This window comes from Pseudomonas sp. Tun-23181 (assembly GCF_057415455.1).
On record NZ_CM171630.1, the window covers coordinates 1717593 to 1734551 of the forward strand.

13 protein-coding genes are annotated in these 16959 nt (G+C 65.8%); 5 read left to right on the forward strand and 8 right to left on the reverse strand.

Translation table 11 applies throughout. The features are described 5' to 3' along the window. Positions 1-217 precede the first annotated feature (217 nt). The gene (locus tag ACDI39_RS08480) at positions 218-1681 is read right to left on the reverse strand and encodes a glyceraldehyde-3-phosphate dehydrogenase (protein WP_225787150.1); all 1464 of its coding nucleotides are present in this window, start codon (positions 1679-1681) and stop codon (positions 218-220) included. Between the two features lie 168 nt (positions 1682-1849). On the opposite strand from ACDI39_RS08480, the gene mfd reads away from it, so the two are divergent. The 3 genes from mfd to ACDI39_RS08495 are packed head-to-tail and all read left to right on the forward strand — an operon-like array spanning position 1850 to position 9203. Beyond that, positions 1850-5296 (forward strand): transcription-repair coupling factor, encoded by a 3447-nt coding sequence (mfd, locus tag ACDI39_RS08485; protein WP_225786913.1) that lies wholly within the window; start codon positions 1850-1852, stop codon positions 5294-5296. Positions 5297-5305: 9 nt separating this feature from the next. Continuing rightward, complete coding sequence (locus ACDI39_RS08490; RefSeq protein WP_225786914.1) at positions 5306-5878, forward strand: peptidoglycan binding protein CsiV; 573 nt, start codon at positions 5306-5308, stop codon at positions 5876-5878. 1 nt (position 5879) lies between these two features. Beyond that, the gene (locus tag ACDI39_RS08495; protein ID WP_225786915.1) at positions 5880-9203 is read left to right on the forward strand and encodes a DEAD/DEAH box helicase; all 3324 of its coding nucleotides are present in this window, start codon (positions 5880-5882) and stop codon (positions 9201-9203) included. Positions 9204-9275: 72 nt separating this feature from the next. Here ACDI39_RS08495 and nagZ read toward each other — a convergent pair whose 3' ends face one another. From nagZ to ACDI39_RS08510, 3 genes are all read right to left on the reverse strand, one after another. Continuing rightward, the gene (gene nagZ, locus ACDI39_RS08500; protein WP_486538974.1) at positions 9276-10274 is read right to left on the reverse strand and encodes a beta-N-acetylhexosaminidase; all 999 of its coding nucleotides are present in this window, start codon (positions 10272-10274) and stop codon (positions 9276-9278) included. A gap of 22 nt (positions 10275-10296) precedes the next feature. Continuing rightward, complete coding sequence (locus tag ACDI39_RS08505; RefSeq protein ID WP_486538368.1) at positions 10297-10821, reverse strand: L,D-transpeptidase family protein; 525 nt, start codon at positions 10819-10821, stop codon at positions 10297-10299. A 72-nt stretch (positions 10822-10893) separates the two neighbouring features. Further along, positions 10894-11607 (reverse strand): TetR/AcrR family transcriptional regulator, encoded by a 714-nt coding sequence (locus ACDI39_RS08510; protein ID WP_225786917.1) that lies wholly within the window; start codon positions 11605-11607, stop codon positions 10894-10896. 266 nt (positions 11608-11873) lie between these two features. On the opposite strand from ACDI39_RS08510, the gene lexA reads away from it, so the two are divergent. Both lexA and sulA read left to right on the forward strand, forming a co-directional pair. Continuing rightward, the gene (gene lexA, locus ACDI39_RS08515) at positions 11874-12482 is read left to right on the forward strand and encodes a transcriptional repressor LexA (RefSeq protein WP_253080497.1); all 609 of its coding nucleotides are present in this window, start codon (positions 11874-11876) and stop codon (positions 12480-12482) included. 13 nt (positions 12483-12495) lie between these two features. Then, a complete protein-coding gene (gene sulA / locus ACDI39_RS08520) occupies positions 12496-12978 on the forward strand; it encodes an SOS-induced cell division inhibitor SulA (RefSeq protein ID WP_225786919.1) in 483 nt (160 codons plus the stop codon). A 47-nt stretch (positions 12979-13025) separates the two neighbouring features. On the opposite strand, the gene ACDI39_RS08525 is transcribed toward sulA, so the two are convergent. The 4 genes from ACDI39_RS08525 to ACDI39_RS08540 all read right to left on the reverse strand — a co-directional run bounded on the left by ACDI39_RS08525 (position 13026) and on the right by ACDI39_RS08540 (position 16941). After that, entirely contained in the window at positions 13026-13259 is a 234-nt protein-coding gene (locus tag ACDI39_RS08525) for a hypothetical protein (RefSeq protein ID WP_253100463.1), read from the reverse strand. A gap of 51 nt (positions 13260-13310) precedes the next feature. Continuing rightward, positions 13311-13832 (reverse strand): DUF6586 family protein, encoded by a 522-nt coding sequence (locus ACDI39_RS08530; RefSeq protein ID WP_225786921.1) that lies wholly within the window; start codon positions 13830-13832, stop codon positions 13311-13313. Between the two features lie 147 nt (positions 13833-13979). Beyond that, positions 13980-16589 carry a type I DNA topoisomerase gene (topA, locus tag ACDI39_RS08535; RefSeq protein ID WP_253090893.1) on the reverse strand — a complete coding sequence of 870 codons (2610 nt, stop codon included), beginning with the start codon at positions 16587-16589 and terminating at the stop codon, positions 13980-13982. A gap of 100 nt (positions 16590-16689) precedes the next feature. After that, a complete protein-coding gene (locus ACDI39_RS08540) occupies positions 16690-16941 on the reverse strand; it encodes a DUF1653 domain-containing protein (RefSeq protein WP_225786923.1) in 252 nt (83 codons plus the stop codon). Positions 16942-16959: the final 18 nt, after the last annotated feature.

The window sequence follows — 16959 nt, forward strand, 5'->3', positions numbered from 1 at the left end:
CAGCCATGCTGGCGCGGCGCCTGTTGGAGCGTCTGTCTTGTGTTGTCTGTACCGGCCCTATCGCCGGCAAGCCAGCTCCACTGCCCTCAGACCAGCGCAGCCCTTTCGCGACACAAGGCCGCCCAGCAGCTACCGCGCCAGACCTGGGTGAACACAAAAAATGCCAAAAAAAACGGGAACCCGAAGGTTCCCGTTTTTTCAACGCATTACAAGCGGATCAGCGTGGAAACGCTGGCGGGTTCACACCGGCCATCTCTTCCATCACGCGCACCACCTGGCAGCTGTAACCGAATTCGTTGTCGTACCAGACGTACAGGACAACGCGGTTGTCGTTGCAGATGGTCGCCTCGGCGTCGACCACACCGGCGTGGCGGGAGCCGACGAAGTCGGTGGACACCACTTCCTGGGAGCTGACGTAATCGATCTGCTTGTGCAGTTCCGAGTGCATGGCGGTCTGGCGCAGGAACTCGTTGATCTCGTCGCGGCTGGTGGCCTTTTCCAGGTTCAGGTTGAGGATGGCCATCGAGACGTTCGGCGTCGGCACGCGGATGGCGTTGCCGGTCAGCTTGCCCTTGAGCACCGGCAGCGCCTTGGCGGCGGCGGTGGCGGCACCGGTCTCGGTGATGACCATGTTCAGCGGCGCGGCGCGGCCACGACGGCTGCCCTTGTGGAAGTTGTCGATCAGGTTCTGGTCGTTGGTGAACGAGTGAACGGTCTCGACGTGGCCGTTGACGATGCCGTACTGGTCATTCACGGCCTTGAGCACCGGCACGATGGCGTTGGTGGTGCAGGAGGCCGCGGAGATGATCTTGTCGTCGGCAGTGATGTCGCCGTGGTTGATGCCGTGCACGATGTTCTTCAGCGCGCCCTTGCCCGGCGCGGTGAGGATCACACGCTCGATGCCCGGGCACTGCAGGTGCTGGCCCAGGCCCTCGGCGTCACGCCACTTGCCGGTGTTGTCGACCAGCAGGGCATTGTCGATGCCGTACTGGGTGTAGTCGATCGACGCCGGGTCGTTGGAGTAGATCACCTGGATCAGGTTGCCGTTGGCGGTGATGGTGTTGTGCTCCTCGTCGATGACGATGGTGCCATCGAACGGGCCGTGCACCGAGTCACGACGCAGCAGGCTGGCACGCTTGACCAGGTCGTTCTCGGCACCCTTGCGCACGACGATGGCCCGCAGGCGCAGGCCGTCGCCACCGCCGGTCTTCTCGATCAGGATGCGCGCCAGCAGGCGGCCGATGCGGCCGAAGCCGTACAGGACGACGTCGGTGCCCTTGCGTGCGGCAGCGTTCTGCTGGCCGACGACGTCAGCCAGCTCTTCGCGCACGAACTGCTCGACGCTGCGACCGTTGCCTTCGAGCTTGAACTTGTTGGCCAGCTTGCCCAGGTCGACCGAAGCGGCGCCCAGTTTCAGCTCGCTCATGGCCTTGAGCAGGGGGAATGTCTCGTGGACGGACAGCTCGGTCTCGTCGCTCTGACGGTGACGGGCAAAGCGGTGGGCTTTGAGGATCGAGATAACCGAACGGTTGATCAGGCTGCGGCCATAGATCGAGCTCACCACGTTGTTGTTGCGGTAGAGCTGACCGATAAGCGGGATCATCGCTTCAGCCAGGGCTTCACGATCGATCCACTCACCAAGACACTGGTCGGGCTTCTGAGTCACGGGAACCTTCCACATGTAGGGGGAGAAAAAAGGGGCTACATTATGACGCCCCATGGCGTATCGGGCAATGAGCGCCTGTCGCTGCCAGCGGACCCCGCCGCCACGCCCTTGCCGAGCCTGACAGCGCGCACCGGCACCGGTACAATTGTCGTCTTTGCCGCAACGCTTGGAGTCGGATCTTCCGTGTCAGTTCTGCGCCTACCGCAATTATCGGCCACGGCCGGCAAGCAAACCTGGGGCAACCTGCCCGGTGCCGCCCTGAGCCTGGCCATCGCCGAAGCCGCCAGCAGCGCTGGCCGCTTCACCCTGCTGCTGACCGCCGACAGCCAGGCCGCCGACCGTCTCGAGCAGGAGCTGCGCTTCTTCGCCCCAGACCTGCCGGTGCTGCCCTTCCCCGACTGGGAAACCCTGCCCTACGACCTGTTCTCGCCGCACCAGGACATCATCTCCCAGCGCATCGCCAGCCTCTACCGGCTGCCGGAACTGGACCACGGCATCCTCGTGGTGCCGGTCACCACCGCCCTGCACCGCCTGGCGCCGACGCGCTTCCTGCTGGGCAGCAGCCTGGTGCTGGACGTGGGCCAGACCATCGACGTGGAACAGATGCGTACACGCCTGGAGGCCAGCGGCTACCGCTGCGTCGACACGGTCTACGAGCATGGCGAGTTCGCCGTGCGCGGCGCGCTGATCGACCTGTTCCCCATGGGCAGCAAGCTGCCCTACCGGATCGACCTGTTCGACGACGAGATCGAGACCCTGCGCACCTTCGACCCGGAGACCCAGCGCTCGATCGACAAGGTCGACTCGGTGCGCCTGCTGCCAGCCCGCGAATTCCCCATGCAGAAGGAGGAAGTCACGCGCTTCAAGGCACGCTTTCGCGAACGTTTCGACGTCGACTTCCGCCGTAGCGCGATCTTCCAGGACCTGGCCAGCGGCATCATCCCGGCCGGCATCGAATACTACCTGCCGCTGTTCTTCGAAGAGACCTCGACCCTGTTCGACTACCTGCCGGCAGACACCCAGGTGTTCTCCCTGCCAGGCGTGGAACAGGCCGCCGAGCACTTCTGGAACGACGTGCGCGGGCGCTACGAAGAGCGCCGTGGCGACCTGACCCGCCCGCTGTTGCCGCCCGCTGAGCTGTTCCTGCCGGTAGAGGACTGCTTCGCCCGCCTCAAGCAATGGCCACGGGTGGTGGTCAGCAGCGACGAGGTCGAGCCGGGCGTCGGCCGCGAGCGTTTCCCGGCACGCCCCCTGCCGAACCTGGCGATCGAGGCCAAGGCCAACCAGCCGCTGGCGGAGCTGGCGAACTTCCTCGACCAGTTCCCCGGCCGCGTGCTGTTCACCGCCGAATCGGCGGGCCGCCGCGAGGTCCTGCTGGAGCTGCTCGAGCGCCTCAAGCTGCGCCCGCAGACGGTCGAGGGCTGGGCCGATTTCGTCACTGGCAGCGAGCGCCTGGCGATCACCATCGCCCCCCTCGACGACGGCCTGCTGCTGGACGACCCAGGCCTGGCCCTGGTCGCCGAGAGCCCGCTGTTCGGCCAGCGCGTGATGCAGCGCCGGCGCCGCGAGAAGCGTGGCGACGCGGCCAACGACGCGGTGATCAAGAACCTCACCGAATTGCGCGAAGGCGCCCCGGTGGTGCACATCGACCACGGCGTGGGACGCTACCTGGGCCTGGCCACGCTGGAGGTGGACAATCAAGTCGCCGAATTCCTCACTCTGGAATACGCCGAGGGCGCCAAGCTCTACGTGCCGGTGGCCAACCTGCACCTGATCGCCCGCTACACCGGCAGCGACGATGCCCTGGCGCCGCTGCACCGGCTCGGCTCGGAAGCCTGGCAGAAGGCCAAGCGCAAAGCCGCCGAGCAGGTCCGCGACGTCGCCGCCGAGCTGCTCGACATCTATGCCCGCCGCGCCGCGCGCAAGGGCCATGCGTTCGCCGACCCGGCCGCCGACTACGCCACCTTCAGCGCCGGCTTCCCCTTCGAGGAAACCCCCGACCAGCAAAGCGCCATCGAGGCGGTGCGCGCCGACATGCTCGCCGGCAAGCCCATGGACCGCCTGGTCTGTGGCGACGTCGGCTTCGGCAAGACCGAGGTGGCCATGCGCGCGGCCTTCATCGCCGTGCACAGCGGCCGCCAGGTGGCGGTGCTGGTGCCCACCACCCTGCTCGCCCAGCAGCACTACAACAGCTTCCGCGACCGCTTCGCCGACTGGCCGGTGACGGTCGAGGTGATGAGCCGCTTCAAGTCGGCCAAGGAAGTCGCCAGCGCCGCGGCAGACCTCGCCGAAGGCAAGATCGACATCCTCATCGGCACCCACAAGCTGTTGCAGGACGACGTGCGCTTCAAGGACCTGGGCCTGGTCGTCATCGACGAGGAACACCGCTTCGGCGTGCGCCAGAAGGAGCAGCTCAAGGCCCTGCGCAGCGAGGTGGACATCCTCACCCTGACCGCCACGCCGATCCCACGGACCTTGAACATGGCGGTGTCGGGCATGCGCGACCTGTCGATCATCGCCACCCCGCCGGCGCGACGCCTGTCGGTGCGCACCTTCGTCATGGAGCAGAACAAGAGCACGGTCAAGGAAGCGCTGCTGCGCGAACTGCTGCGCGGCGGCCAGGTGTACTACCTGCACAACGACGTCAAGAGCATCGAGAAGTGTGCCGCCGAACTGGCCGAGCTGGTCCCGGAGGCGCGCATCGGCATCGGCCACGGGCAGATGCGCGAGCGCGAGCTGGAACAGGTGATGAGCGACTTCTACCACAAGCGCTTCAACGTGCTGGTGGCCTCGACCATCATCGAGACCGGCATCGACGTGCCCAGCGCCAATACCATCGTCATCGAGCGCGCCGACAAGTTCGGCCTGGCCCAGTTGCACCAGTTGCGCGGCCGGGTCGGGCGCAGTCACCACCAGGCCTACGCCTACCTGCTCACGCCGCCACGCCAGCAGATCAGCGCCGACGCCGAGAAACGCCTGGAGGCCATCGCCAACACCCAGGACCTGGGCGCGGGCTTCGTCCTGGCCACCAACGACCTGGAGATCCGTGGCGCTGGTGAACTGCTCGGCGAAGGCCAGAGCGGGCAGATCCAGGCAGTGGGCTTCACCCTCTACATGGAAATGCTCGAGCGTGCGGTCAAGGCGATCCGCAAGGGCACTCAGCCGAACCTCGAGCAACCCCTGGGCGGCGGCCCGGAGATCAACCTGCGCCTGCCGGCGCTGATCCCGGAGGACTACCTGCCGGATGTCCATGCTCGCCTGATCCTCTACAAGCGCATCGCCTCGGCAGCCGACGAGGACGGCCTCAAGGACCTGCAGGTCGAGATGATCGACCGCTTCGGCCTGCTGCCCGAGCCGACCAAGAACCTCATGCGCCTGACCCAGCTCAAGCTGCAAGCGGAAAAGCTCGGCATCAAGAAGGTCGACGCCGGCCCCAACGGCGGCAAGCTCGAGTTCGAGGCCGAGACGCCAGTCGACCCGCTGACCCTGATCAAGCTGATCCAGGGCCAGCCCAAACGCTACAAGTTCGAGGGCGCCACCCAGTTCCGCTTCTTCGTGCCGATGGAGCGCCCGGACGAACGTTTCAACACCCTGGAGGCGCTGTTCGAGCGCCTGAGCCCACAGCCTTAAGGAACATCCATGCGTGCCATCCGTTGCCTGACATTGCTGCTGACGCTGATCGCGCCGGCTGCCTTCGCCGAAGGCCCCTATCAGGTGGAAATGATCCTGGTCCGGCAGAACGCCGTGCCCGCGGTGAACAGCCCGTTCGCCCCCGAAGACTGGAGCGCCGGCGCCCCACGCCTGAACAAGGACGCCGAACGCCCGACCGCGCTGAACGACGAAGTCACCCGCCTGCAGGCCACGCCCAGCTATACCGTGCTGCTGCACAAGGCCTGGCAGCAGCAGGTCGGCAGCGAGCCGAGCCGCATCGCCCTGGGCGCAGGTCAGGAGCAGTTCGGCCACTTCCCCATCGAGGGCAACCTGAGCATCGCCCAGGGGCGCTTCATCACCGTGGAGGCCAACTTCTGGGTCAACCAGCTCGATGGCAATGGCAGCGTGCTGCAGAGCGAGCAGTTCAGGCAGAGCAACAGCACCATGAAGGCCAACCAACTGACCTTCCTCGATGGCGGTCACCTGGCGCTGCTGCTGAAGATCGCGCCGGTCGGTGAGCGCAAGCTGCCGGTACTGAGCCCGGAGATGATGGAGCAGTAAGGTGAACGAGAGCGCTGTGCAGTTCTTCGTCCGCGAGCTCGATGACTGGCGCGACTGGTTCGACCCGCGCACGCTGCAACGCGGCGAAGCCTATGCCGAGGACGGCCGGGTCCGGCTGGTCGCGGTCGACGAGACGAGGGTCCAGGCCGAATGCACGGGCTCCGCAGGGCGCGTGTACCAGCAATGGCTCAGCGTGCAAATGACCAAAGACGGGATCGAGTTCGAGGGAACCTGCAGTTGCCCGGTAGGCCACAACTGCAAGCACTGCGCCGCAGCCCTGTTCCTGTTGCGCCACGCACCCGCCCCGGTCAGCGCCCAGACCGATACCCACGCCAGTCTTTCGCCCGAGCTGCACTCCTGGGTCGAGGCCATGGCGAACCCGGTCGAGCAGCCCGCCCCCAAGGCGGACCACAAGGGCCGGGCGCTCTACTACCGCGTCGGCATGGACCAGGAGCAGTGCTACCTGACGGTGCTCAAGGGCACGCGGCAGAACGGCGGCGCCCTGGAACTCACCCGCATCACCTCGTTGCCAGAACTGATCTACTACCCGCCCCGCTACGTGACCGAAGCCGATGGCCGCCTGCTTCGGCTCATTGAAGCAGAGCGGGCGAAAGGTGGCCTACCGAACACCCTCTTCATCGGCGGCGCCCTTGGCGCCGAGCTGCTGGGCTATGCCCTGGCCACCGGTCACCTGTTGTTCCGAGGGCGTGACGACCTGCCCCTGCAGCCCGGCCCCGAACGCCACGCGGCGTTCCGCTGGGTCCGCCTGGACAATGGCAGCTACCGGGGCGCCTGGTATGCCGATGAGCAGGCCCTGGCCCAGGTGCTGCCACTGGAGCCACTGCATTACGTGGACACTACCACCGGCCAGGTCGGCAAGCTGACCCACGACCTGGATCCATTCATCGCCAGCCAGCTGTCGCGGGCACCCACGGTCCCGGAACACTTGGTCGTGCCTCTGAGCCACCGGCTCAATGCCCTGAACCGCCAGGTGCCCACGCCGACCACCGTCAGCACCGAGGACATCGACGGCATCGAACCACGGCCCCACCTGACCCTCGGCAGCCTCGAATTCAGCGCCTACATGCCCAAGACCGGGCGCATGCAGCGCCAGATGCAACACCGTGCCGCGCTGTCGTTCGACTACGACGGCCTGCGCGCCAGCGGCAACGGCGACAAGCCATTGACCCGACTGGTGGAAACGACCAGCCAGCGCATCCAGCGCCAGCCCCGCGCCGAACAGGCGCTGCGCAAGGCCTTGCACGACCTGGGCTTCAAACCCGCCACGCGGCAGAGCAAGGCCCTGCCCGACAGCGCCGGCGAGATGTTCCAGTTGCCCGACGACGAGGCCTGGCTGCACTTCGCCCGCGAGCACCTGCCACGCCTGCGCAAGGCCGGCTGGGTGATCGACATCCACCGCGACTTCGCCTTCAACCTGCAGGAGGTGGACGACTGGTACGCCACCGTGGTGGAGGCGCCAGGCCATGAATGGTTCGACCTGGAACTGGGGATCGTCGTCGATGGCCAGCGCCACAGCCTGCTGCCGATCGTCCTCCAGCTGCTGCGCAGCAGCCCCGAATTGCTACGCCCCAGCGAGCTGGCCCGACGCAGTGACGACGAGCACCTGCTGATCGACATGAACCGTGGCCGGCTCGACGCGCCGGCGCTGCGCGTCGCCCTGCCCTATGGCCGCATCAAGGCCGTGATGGGCACGCTGGGCGAGCTGTACCTGCATGACGACAGTATCGGCCCCTCCCTACGCCTGGACCGCGCCGACGCGGCGCGCCTGAACGACCTCGAACACCTGCCCCTGCACTGGGAAGGCGGCAGCCACGTGCGCGACCTGGGCCGGCGCCTGCGCGACGCCCGCGACGTGCAGGTCGAGCCCCCGGCAGGCCTGAACGCCACCTTGCGCCCCTACCAGCAGCAAGGCCTGAACTGGATGCAGGCCCTGCGCGAGATGGGCACCGGCGGCATCCTCGGCGACGACATGGGCCTGGGCAAGACCCTGCAGACCCTCGCCCACCTGTTGCTGGAAAAGCAAGCCGGGCGCCTCGAGCACCCAGCCCTGGCGGTGATGCCCACCAGCCTGGTCCCCAACTGGCTCGACGAGGCCCAGCGCTTCGCCCCGGAGCTGCGCGTGCTCGCCCTGCAAGGCCCCGGTCGCAGCAAGCATTTCGCCTCGCTGCACGAATACGACCTGGTCCTGACCACCTACGCCCTGGTCCCCCGCGACCTCCAGCACCTGCATGAGCGGCCCTGGCACCTGCTGGTCCTCGACGAGGCGCAGAACATCAAGAGCAGCACCAGCAAGGCCGCCCTCGCCGTTTGCGAATTGCAGGCCAACCAGCGCCTGTGCCTGACCGGTACGCCGATGGAGAACAACCTCGGCGAGCTGTGGTCGCTCTTCCACTTCCTGATGCCTGGCTGGCTGGGCGACCTCAAGCGCTTCAACCGCGACTATCGCGTGCCCATCGAGCGTCATGGCGACAGCGAGCGCATGGCCCACCTGGCCAGTCGCATTCGCCCGTTCCTCCTGCGCCGCACCAAGGAACAGGTGGCCCAGGAGTTGCCGGCCAAGACCGAGATGATCCACTGGGTCGAGCTCAGCGACGCCCAGCGCGATACCTACGAAACCGTGCGGGTGGCCATGGACAGGAAAGTCCGCGACGAGATCGCCCGCAACGGTGCGGCGCGCAGCCAGATCGTCATCCTCGACGCCCTGCTCAAGCTGCGCCAGGTGTGCTGCGACCTGCGCCTGGTCAAAGGCGCCGAGATCAAGGGCTCGCATGCCGACAAGGGCAAGCTGGGCAGCCTGCTGGAGATGCTCGAGGAACTGCTCAGCGAAGGGCGGAGGGTGCTGCTGTTTTCCCAGTTCACGTCGATGCTGGCGCTGATCGAGGCCGAGCTGGAGAAGCGCGGCATCCGCTACAGCCTGCTGACCGGCGACACCCGCGACCGTCGCGCCCCGGTGCGACAGTTCCAGAACGGCGACAGCGAGGTGTTCCTGATCAGCCTCAAGGCCGGCGGCACCGGCTTGAACCTGACCGCTGCGGACACGGTGATCCACTACGACCCGTGGTGGAACCCGGCCAGCGAGAACCAGGCCACCGATCGTGCCTACCGCATCGGCCAAGACAAGCCGGTGTTCGTGTTCAAGCTGATCACCCGCGGGACGGTGGAAGAGAAGATCCAGCAGTTGCAGCAGGAGAAGGCTGCGCTGGCGGCCAGCCTGCTCGATGGCGAGGCGGCCGGTCAGTGGCGGCTGGGCGACGAGGAGATCGAAGCGCTGTTCGCACCGTTGCCGGGCAAACGCGGGCGCTGACGCCCCCGCGTACGGGTTTGGTAAATGCTGGGGCCGCTTCGCGTCCCAAAGCCTTAACTGGCTACTGACGTATCAATCGACCAGTTGCGCCTCTTTCAGCACCCCCAACGCCTCCAGCCAGCGCGGCTGCTGACGGTAGTCCGTCCGGGCGAACCCATGCCCACGCATCCCGGCGATCCGCGGCGACGGCCTGACCTTCAGGCGCTGGGCCGCACAGAGCGCCAACTCCGCCGCCGCCCGGTCATTGCACACCAAGCCCATGTCGCAGCCGGCGCTCAGGGCCGCCTCGATCCGGCTGGCTGCATCTCCCACCACATGAGCCCCTGCCATGGACAGGTCATCGCTGAAGATCACGCCCTGGAAGCCCAGTTCGCCGCGCAGGATGTCCTGCAGCCAACGGCGCGAGAAACCGGCCGGCTGATTGTCCACCTGCGGATAGATGACATGGGCCGGCATCACCGCCGCCAGCTGGCCACTCAGGCGGGTGAAGGGCACCAAGTCCGCCTGGCGCAACTGCTCCAGGCTGCGCTCATCGGTGGGGATGGCCACGTGGGAGTCGGCCTCGGCCCAGCCGTGGCCGGGGAAGTGCTTGCCGCAGGCCGCCATGCCGGCAGCGTTCATGCCACGGATGAAGGCACCGGCCAGTTGCGTGGCACGCTGCGGGTCGCCTTCGAAGGCGCGGCTGCCGACCACCGCGCTGCGCTGGTGGTCAAGGTCGAGCACCGGGGCGAAGCTCAGGTCCAGGCCGACCGCCAGCACTTCGGTCGCCATCAGCCAACCACATTGCTCGGCCAGGTATTCGGCATTGGCGTTGTCAGCGATCGCGCGCATCGCGGGCAGGCGCACGAAGCCCCGGCGCAAGCGTTGGACCCGGCCGCCTTCCTGGTCGACGGCCAGGATCAGATCGGGACGGATGGCGCGGATGGAGGCGCACAGCTCGCGCACCTGGCGCGGGCTGGCGATGTTGCGGGCAAAGATGATCAGGCCGGCCACCTCGGGCTGGCGCAGGAGATGGCGATCTTCGGCGGTCAGCCATTCACCGGCGATATCCACCATCAGGGAGCCTTGCAGGCTGGCGGTCATAGGGAATCCTTCATTGGAGATCCAGGGAAGCCCACTGGGGGCAGGCGGCCTCGTCGATCCGTACCGGGCAGTGCAGCGGCACGCGTTCGAACAAGTCCAGCAGGTCGCTGTTGCGCAGGCGCACGCAGCCATGGGACAACGGCACGCCCAGAGGTTCGCTGTCGGGCGTGCCATGCAGGTAAATGTAGCGACGGAAGGTGTCGACCCGGTCAAGGCGATTGACGCCCGGCTCGCAGCCGCTGAGCCAGAGGATACGGCTCAGGATCCAGTCGCGCCCGGGGAACTGCGCATGCAGCGCCGGCGACCAGACTTCGCCGGTCCAGCGACGGGCACGCAGAACCGCGCCGAGCGGCAGGCCTGCGCCGATCCGCGCCCGCACCTGGTGAAGCCCCCTGGGCGTGCACCCCGAACCGTTCAACTCACCGGCGCCGTTGCGGGCGGTCGAGACCGGCAGGCGCACGCACAGTTGCCCACGGGCGAAACCGTAGAGGCATTGATCGGCCAGGGAAATGTGCAGGAAATCGAGATCGGGCATGGGCGCTAGCGGCCTGTACGGTTACCACGCAGGCCGCCTAGCTTAGCCGAAGCGCCCTGCCCCGCCCAGTGCTCAGGCCTTGGCAGGGGCGCTGGCGGTGCCGGACTTGCTGCGCGGGCGCAACTGCGCCACGACCATGGCTTCGTCGGTGACGCCGCTGTCGGCGCGCATGCCAGCGGCCAGGAACGGCACCATCAGGCGCATGACCTGCTCGATCGAGGTGTTGATGCCGAAATCGTTCTCGGCGATGGCGCGCAGGGCCTTGATGCCCGACATACTGAACGCCGCGGCACCGAGCATGAAGTGCACGCGCCAGAACAGTTCCAGTGGCGGAATGCGCGGCGCGGCCTCGTTGACCAACAGCATGTAGCGGCGGAACACCTTGCCGTACATGTCCTCCAGGTAGCGACGCAGGTGCCCCTGGCTCTGGCTGAAGGCCAGGCCCAGCAAGCGCATGAAGATCGACAGGTCGTTATTGCTGCGCGGTTGCACGGCCAGGGCCTGCTCCACCAGCATCTCGAGCAGCTCCTCGAGGCTCGGCTTGTGCTCGGGGCGTGCCTGGCGCCGCTCCAGCTCACGCTCGAGGCTGGCGCAGAAAGGGCCGAGGAAACGCGAGAAAACTGCCTGGATCAGGGCTTTCTTGGAGCCGAAATGGTAGTTCACCGCAGCCAGGTTGACCCCGGCCTTGCTGGTGATCAGCCGCAACGAGGTCTCCGCGAACCCCCTTTCCGCGAACAGCTGCTCGGCAGCATCGAGAATGCGTTCAACGGTTTCCGATTGGGCCATGACTACTCCGCCTGACAAACAGTTGTTTGAAACATACGTTTCAGGCCTGTTCCTGTCAAGGCTCCGTGACTAGGCGGTCGCCATTTAAAAGCTACAAGCGTCAAGCTGCAAGCGGCAAGAGGTGCCAGCCCTGTAGATGCGCACCTGCGGGGACTCGGCGAAGGGCCCAGGGCGCCTTATCGCGCTTTTCTTGCATCTGATGGCTTGCAGCTCGCCCTCTACTGTATATAATCCCAGTCACTGTATAAAAAGACAGAGCGCCCGCCATGCTGAAACTGACGCCACGCCAAGCCGAGATCCTGGCCTTCATCAAACGCTGCCTGGAAGACAACGGCTTCCCGCCGACCCGCGCGGAGATCGCTCAGGAGCTGGGCTTCAAGTCCCCCAACGCCGCCGAGGAGCACCTCAAGGCCCTCGCCCGCAAGGGTGCGATCGAGATGACCCCGGGCGCTTCCCGCGGCATCCGTATCCCGGGCCTGGAAGCCAAGGCCGAGGAAAGCGGCCTGCCGATCATCGGCCGGGTCGCCGCCGGTGCGCCGATCCTCGCCGAGCAGCACATCGAGGAATCCTGCAACATCAACCCGGCGTTCTTCCATCCCCGTGCCGACTACCTGTTGCGCGTGCACGGCATGAGCATGAAGGACATCGGCATCTTCGACGGCGACCTGCTGGCGGTGCACACCTGCCGCGAGGCCCGCAACGGCCAGGTCGTCGTCGCCCGCCTCGGCGACGAAGTGACCGTCAAGCGCTTCAAGCGCGAAGGCAGCAAGGTCTGGCTGCTCGCCGAGAATCCCGAATTCGCCCCTATCGAAGTCGACCTGAAAGAACAGGAACTGGTGATCGAGGGCTTGAGCGTCGGCGTCATTCGCCGCTGATCCAGGAGGCGTCATGCAGCAGTTCATCCATGCACCCCAGCAAGCCCAGCTGCCCCTGTTCGAGGCCTTCCTCGCCCAACCGGTACTGCCCGGGCTGAAGGCCCACACCCCGTCGCAACCCCTCAAGGGCAACCAGCCCGAGCGGTTCAGCGAGCTGTCCCTGCGCGGCGCGGCGGGTCACTGCCAGAGCCTGCTGGCTCCCATCCTGCGCGAGCTGAGCGAGGAGGACGACACCCGCTGGCTGACGCTCATCGCCCCGCCCGCCAGCCTGACCCAGGCCTGGCTGCGCGATGCCGGCCTCAACCGCGAGCGCATCCTGCTACTGCAACCGCGCGGCAACCAGAATACCCTGCAACTGGCCTGCGAGGCCCTGCGCCTGGGCCGCAGCCACACCGTGGTCAGCTGGCTCGGCAGTGTCAATGCCAGCACACGCCAGCAACTGATCCGCGCTGCCAATACCGGAAACGCGCAAAGCCTGAACATCCGCCTCGGCTGATGTTCAGGCTTTGCCTGTAGCTGCTCTGAATCTGGGAAGCGCGACGCTCAATGCAGCACGCGCGCCCCCTCGTCACGTTCGAGGTCGCCTTCGATCAGGCGACCTGCCATCTGCACGCCCACGCTGAGCATGGCCTTGGCCACTTCCACATGCTGTCCTTGCAGGAATACCTTGGCGTCCTCAGAGAAATCCAGGGTTACCAGGGAGCCTTCATCCTCGGCGCGGCGCAGCTCGATCCGGCCATCAGGCAACTCGACAATTTCTAGGAAGGACGTTGACATATAGGGCCTGCTTTTCACGAAAGGCCAGTATTGTACCAGCCACGGGCGTTGTCAGCACTCACTCAACGCGTCACGGAAACGACGCACCAGGTGCTTGAGGTTCTGCCGCCAGCTTTCCAGTTCGTCCCGCGACAGTGCGGGTTGCTCGGGCTCATCCAGGTTGACAGCCTGAATCAATGGCTGGGTAACGTCTGTTTTCGGGGCTTTTCTCGCGACCGGCGGTCGGAACAAATCGGCATAAGCCCGCAGCAATTGCGCGAGCCAGGTTTCCGGCTGACGGGCCAGCTCCAGCAACTCGGCCACCTCGGGGATGGCGATACGTTCCAGCGCGTCGTCGCTGAGCAGCAGTTCCACACGCGGCGCCGTTGCCTGGGGCAAGCGATAGAAGCCCGCGATCTCGTGGCACAGCCCCAGCAAGGCCCCGTACAGATGGAACAGCGCCGACTCGCGCTCGGCCTGGATCAGCCCCTGGGCGTTCATCGCCTGGCTGTCGGCAGCCTTGGCCATGGACTCCAGGGCGAGCCCGGCGAAGAACAGTTTCTGGTTGGTGCGGGTGTAGAGTTCCTGGGCCATCTTCAGTGCCCTCCCTTAAAGGCTGCAAGGCGATACTGCAGTGTCGGGGATCGGCAGGCCCGGCCGCAAGCACATCCGCTTCGAAGCCGGTCAGTCATGACATGCGGCTGCCTTTAGGGGCGCGAAGCGCCCCCAAATGCCGACCGATCAGCGCTTGTCTTCGACCTTCCACGCACTGCCGTCGTAGAACGCCTTCCAGCCAGTCGGCTTGCCGTCCACCTCGGACTGCACGTACTGCTCCTTGGTCTTACGGCTGTAGCGGATCACCGCCGGGCGGCCGTCCGGGTCCTTCTGCGGTGCATCGCAGAGGAAATGGTACTTCGGATCGATCTCGTGCTTGTGCGGGATGATCTCCAGCACCAGCGGCGCACGGGTCTCGCGGTTCTTCGGGAACTGGCTGGCAGCCAGGAACAGCCCCGAGGCGCCATCGCGCAGCACGTAGGTGTCGTCGACCTTCTCGCACCTGAGTTCAGGCATGTCCACCTTGTCCATCTTCGGTGGCGCCGCCTCGCCGCTCTTGAGCAGCTTGCGGGTGTTCTTGCACGCCGGGTTGGTGCAGCCGAAGAACTTGCCGAAGCGGCCGGTCTTGAGCTGCATCTCGCTACCGCACTTGTCGCATTCCAGGCTCGGCCCTTCATAGCCCTTGATGCGGTAGCTGCCCTCTTCGATCTCGTAGCCCGGGCAGTCCGGGTTGTTGCCGCAGATGTGCAGCTTGTGCTTTTCGTCCAGCAGGTAGGCGTCCATCGCCGTCGCGCAGATCGGGCAACGGTGCTTGCCACGCAATACGCGGGACTCGGATTCGCCCTCGTCGTCCGCCGCGATCTCGTCGCCCGGCACCAGGTTGACCGTGGCCTTGCAACGCTCCTTCGGCGGCAGGCTGTAGCCCGAGCAGCCCAGGAACACACCCGTGGAAGCGGTACGGATCATCATCGGCCGGCCGCATTCCTTGCAGGCGATGTTGGTCAGGGTCGGCTGGTTGGCCCGCATGCCATTCTCGGCGGACTCGGCGGTCAGCAGCTTCTTGCTGAAATCACCGTAGAACTCGTCGAGCACGTTCTTCCAGTCACGCTCGCCCTGGGCCACGTCGTCGAGGTTCTCCTCCATGCCGGCGGTGAAGCCGTAGTCCATCAGGTTGGAGAAGCTCTCCGACAGGCGCTCGGTGACGATGTCGCCCATCTTCTCGGAGTAGAAGCGGCGGTTGTGCAGGGTCACGTAGCCGCGGTCCTGGATGGTGGAAATGATCGCCGCATAGGTCGACGGGCGCCCGATGCCGCGCTTTTCCATTTCCTTGACCAGGCTGGCTTCGGTGTAGCGCGCCGGGGGTTTGGTGAAATGCTGGCTGGGATCGAGCTGGATCAGCTTGAGCGATTCGCCCTGGGCCATTTCCGGCAGGACGTCATCCTCACCCGGCTTGCTCTGTTGCGGCAGCACACGGGTGTAACCGTCGAACTTGAGGATACGGCCCTTGGCACGCAGCTCGAAGTCACCGGCATTCACCGTGACGCTGGTGGAAAGGTACTGCGCCGGCGGCATCTGGCAGGCCAGGAACTGGCGCCAGATCAGCTCGTACAGGCGCTCAGCGTCACGCTCCATGCCGCTGAGCTTGCTCGGGTGAGTGTTGACGTCGGAGGGGCGGATCGCCTCGTGCGCTTCCTGGGCGCCCTCCTTGCTGCCATACACCACCGGCTTTTCCGGCAGGTACTGCTTGCCGAACTCACGCTCGATGTAGCCACGCGCCATGTCCAGGGCATCGGTCGACAGGTTGGTCGAGTCGGTACGCATATAGGTGATGTAGCCTGCCTCGTACAAGCGCTGGGCCATCATCATGGTCTTCTTCACGCCAAAGCCCAGGCGGTTGCTCGCAGCCTGCTGCAGGGTCGAGGTGATGAATGGCGCCGACGGCTTGCTGCTGGTCGGCCGGTCCTCGCGCTTGGCCACGCTGTAGCTGGAAGCCTTGAGCTTCTCCAGGGCCGCCATGGCCTGGGCTTCGTTCAGCGGCTTGAAGGCCTCGCCGTTCTCCCGGGCCACTTCGAAACGCACCTTGGCGTTCTTGGCGGTGCCCAGGTCGGCATGGACTTCCCAGTATTCTTCCGGGACGAACGCGCGGATCTCACGTTCGCGCTCGACCACCAGCTTCACCGCCACCGACTGTACGCGGCCGGCAGACAAGCCACGGGCGATCTTGGCCCACAGCAGCGGCGAAACCATGTAGCCGACCACGCGGTCGAGGAAGCGGCGCGCCTGCTGGGCATTGACCCGGTCGATGTCCAGTTCGCCCGGCTGGGAGAAGGCCTCCTGGATGGCCTTCTTGGTGATTTCGTTGAACACCACGCGCTTGTAGCGGCTGTCATCGCCACCGATGGCTTCACGCAGGTGCCAGGCGATGGCCTCCCCTTCGCGGTCCAAGTCGGTTGCGAGATAGATGGTGTCGGCATCCTTGGCCAGGCGACGCAATTCGTCGATGACCTTTTCCTTGCCCGGCAGGATCTCGTACTTGGCCTTCCAGCCCGCCTCCGGGTCGACGCCCATGCGCGCCACCAGCTGGCGACGGGCCTTTTCCTTCGGCGACAGGGCCGGAGCCTCGCCCGCGGCCTTGCCACGCTTGGCCGCCGGTTCCTTGCTGGCGCTAGCCGAACCGCTGGTGGGAAGGTCTCGGATATGGCCGATACTCGACTTCACCACGTACTGGCTGCCCAGGTACTTGTTGATGGTCTTGGCCTTGGCCGGGGATTCCACAATGACCAGCGATTTGCCCATGGATCGGAGTATTCCTGAATCTGAAGATGAAAAACGCGTCAGGTGCCGGACGCGGCACCGCTATATATAGTGGCAACAGGGTGAGGTCAAGCGCGGGCAGCTACTCGTCGGCTGCCGCAGGACGCCCGAACAGCCCATCCTCGGCCTTGACCAAAGCAAAGCGTGGCACCTGCTCGCCGTCAACCTCGACGGACTCCAGGAACATCGACAGCGGTCGTACCCAGAGCCCGTATTCACCATACAGCGCCTGGTAGAAGACCACCCACTCCTCGCTTTCGGAGTGCCGTGCGACGCCGAAGACACGGTACTCAGGCCCCTTGTAATGCCGGTACACGCCTGGCTGTATCTGCATGTCGCCCACCCTCTTGAA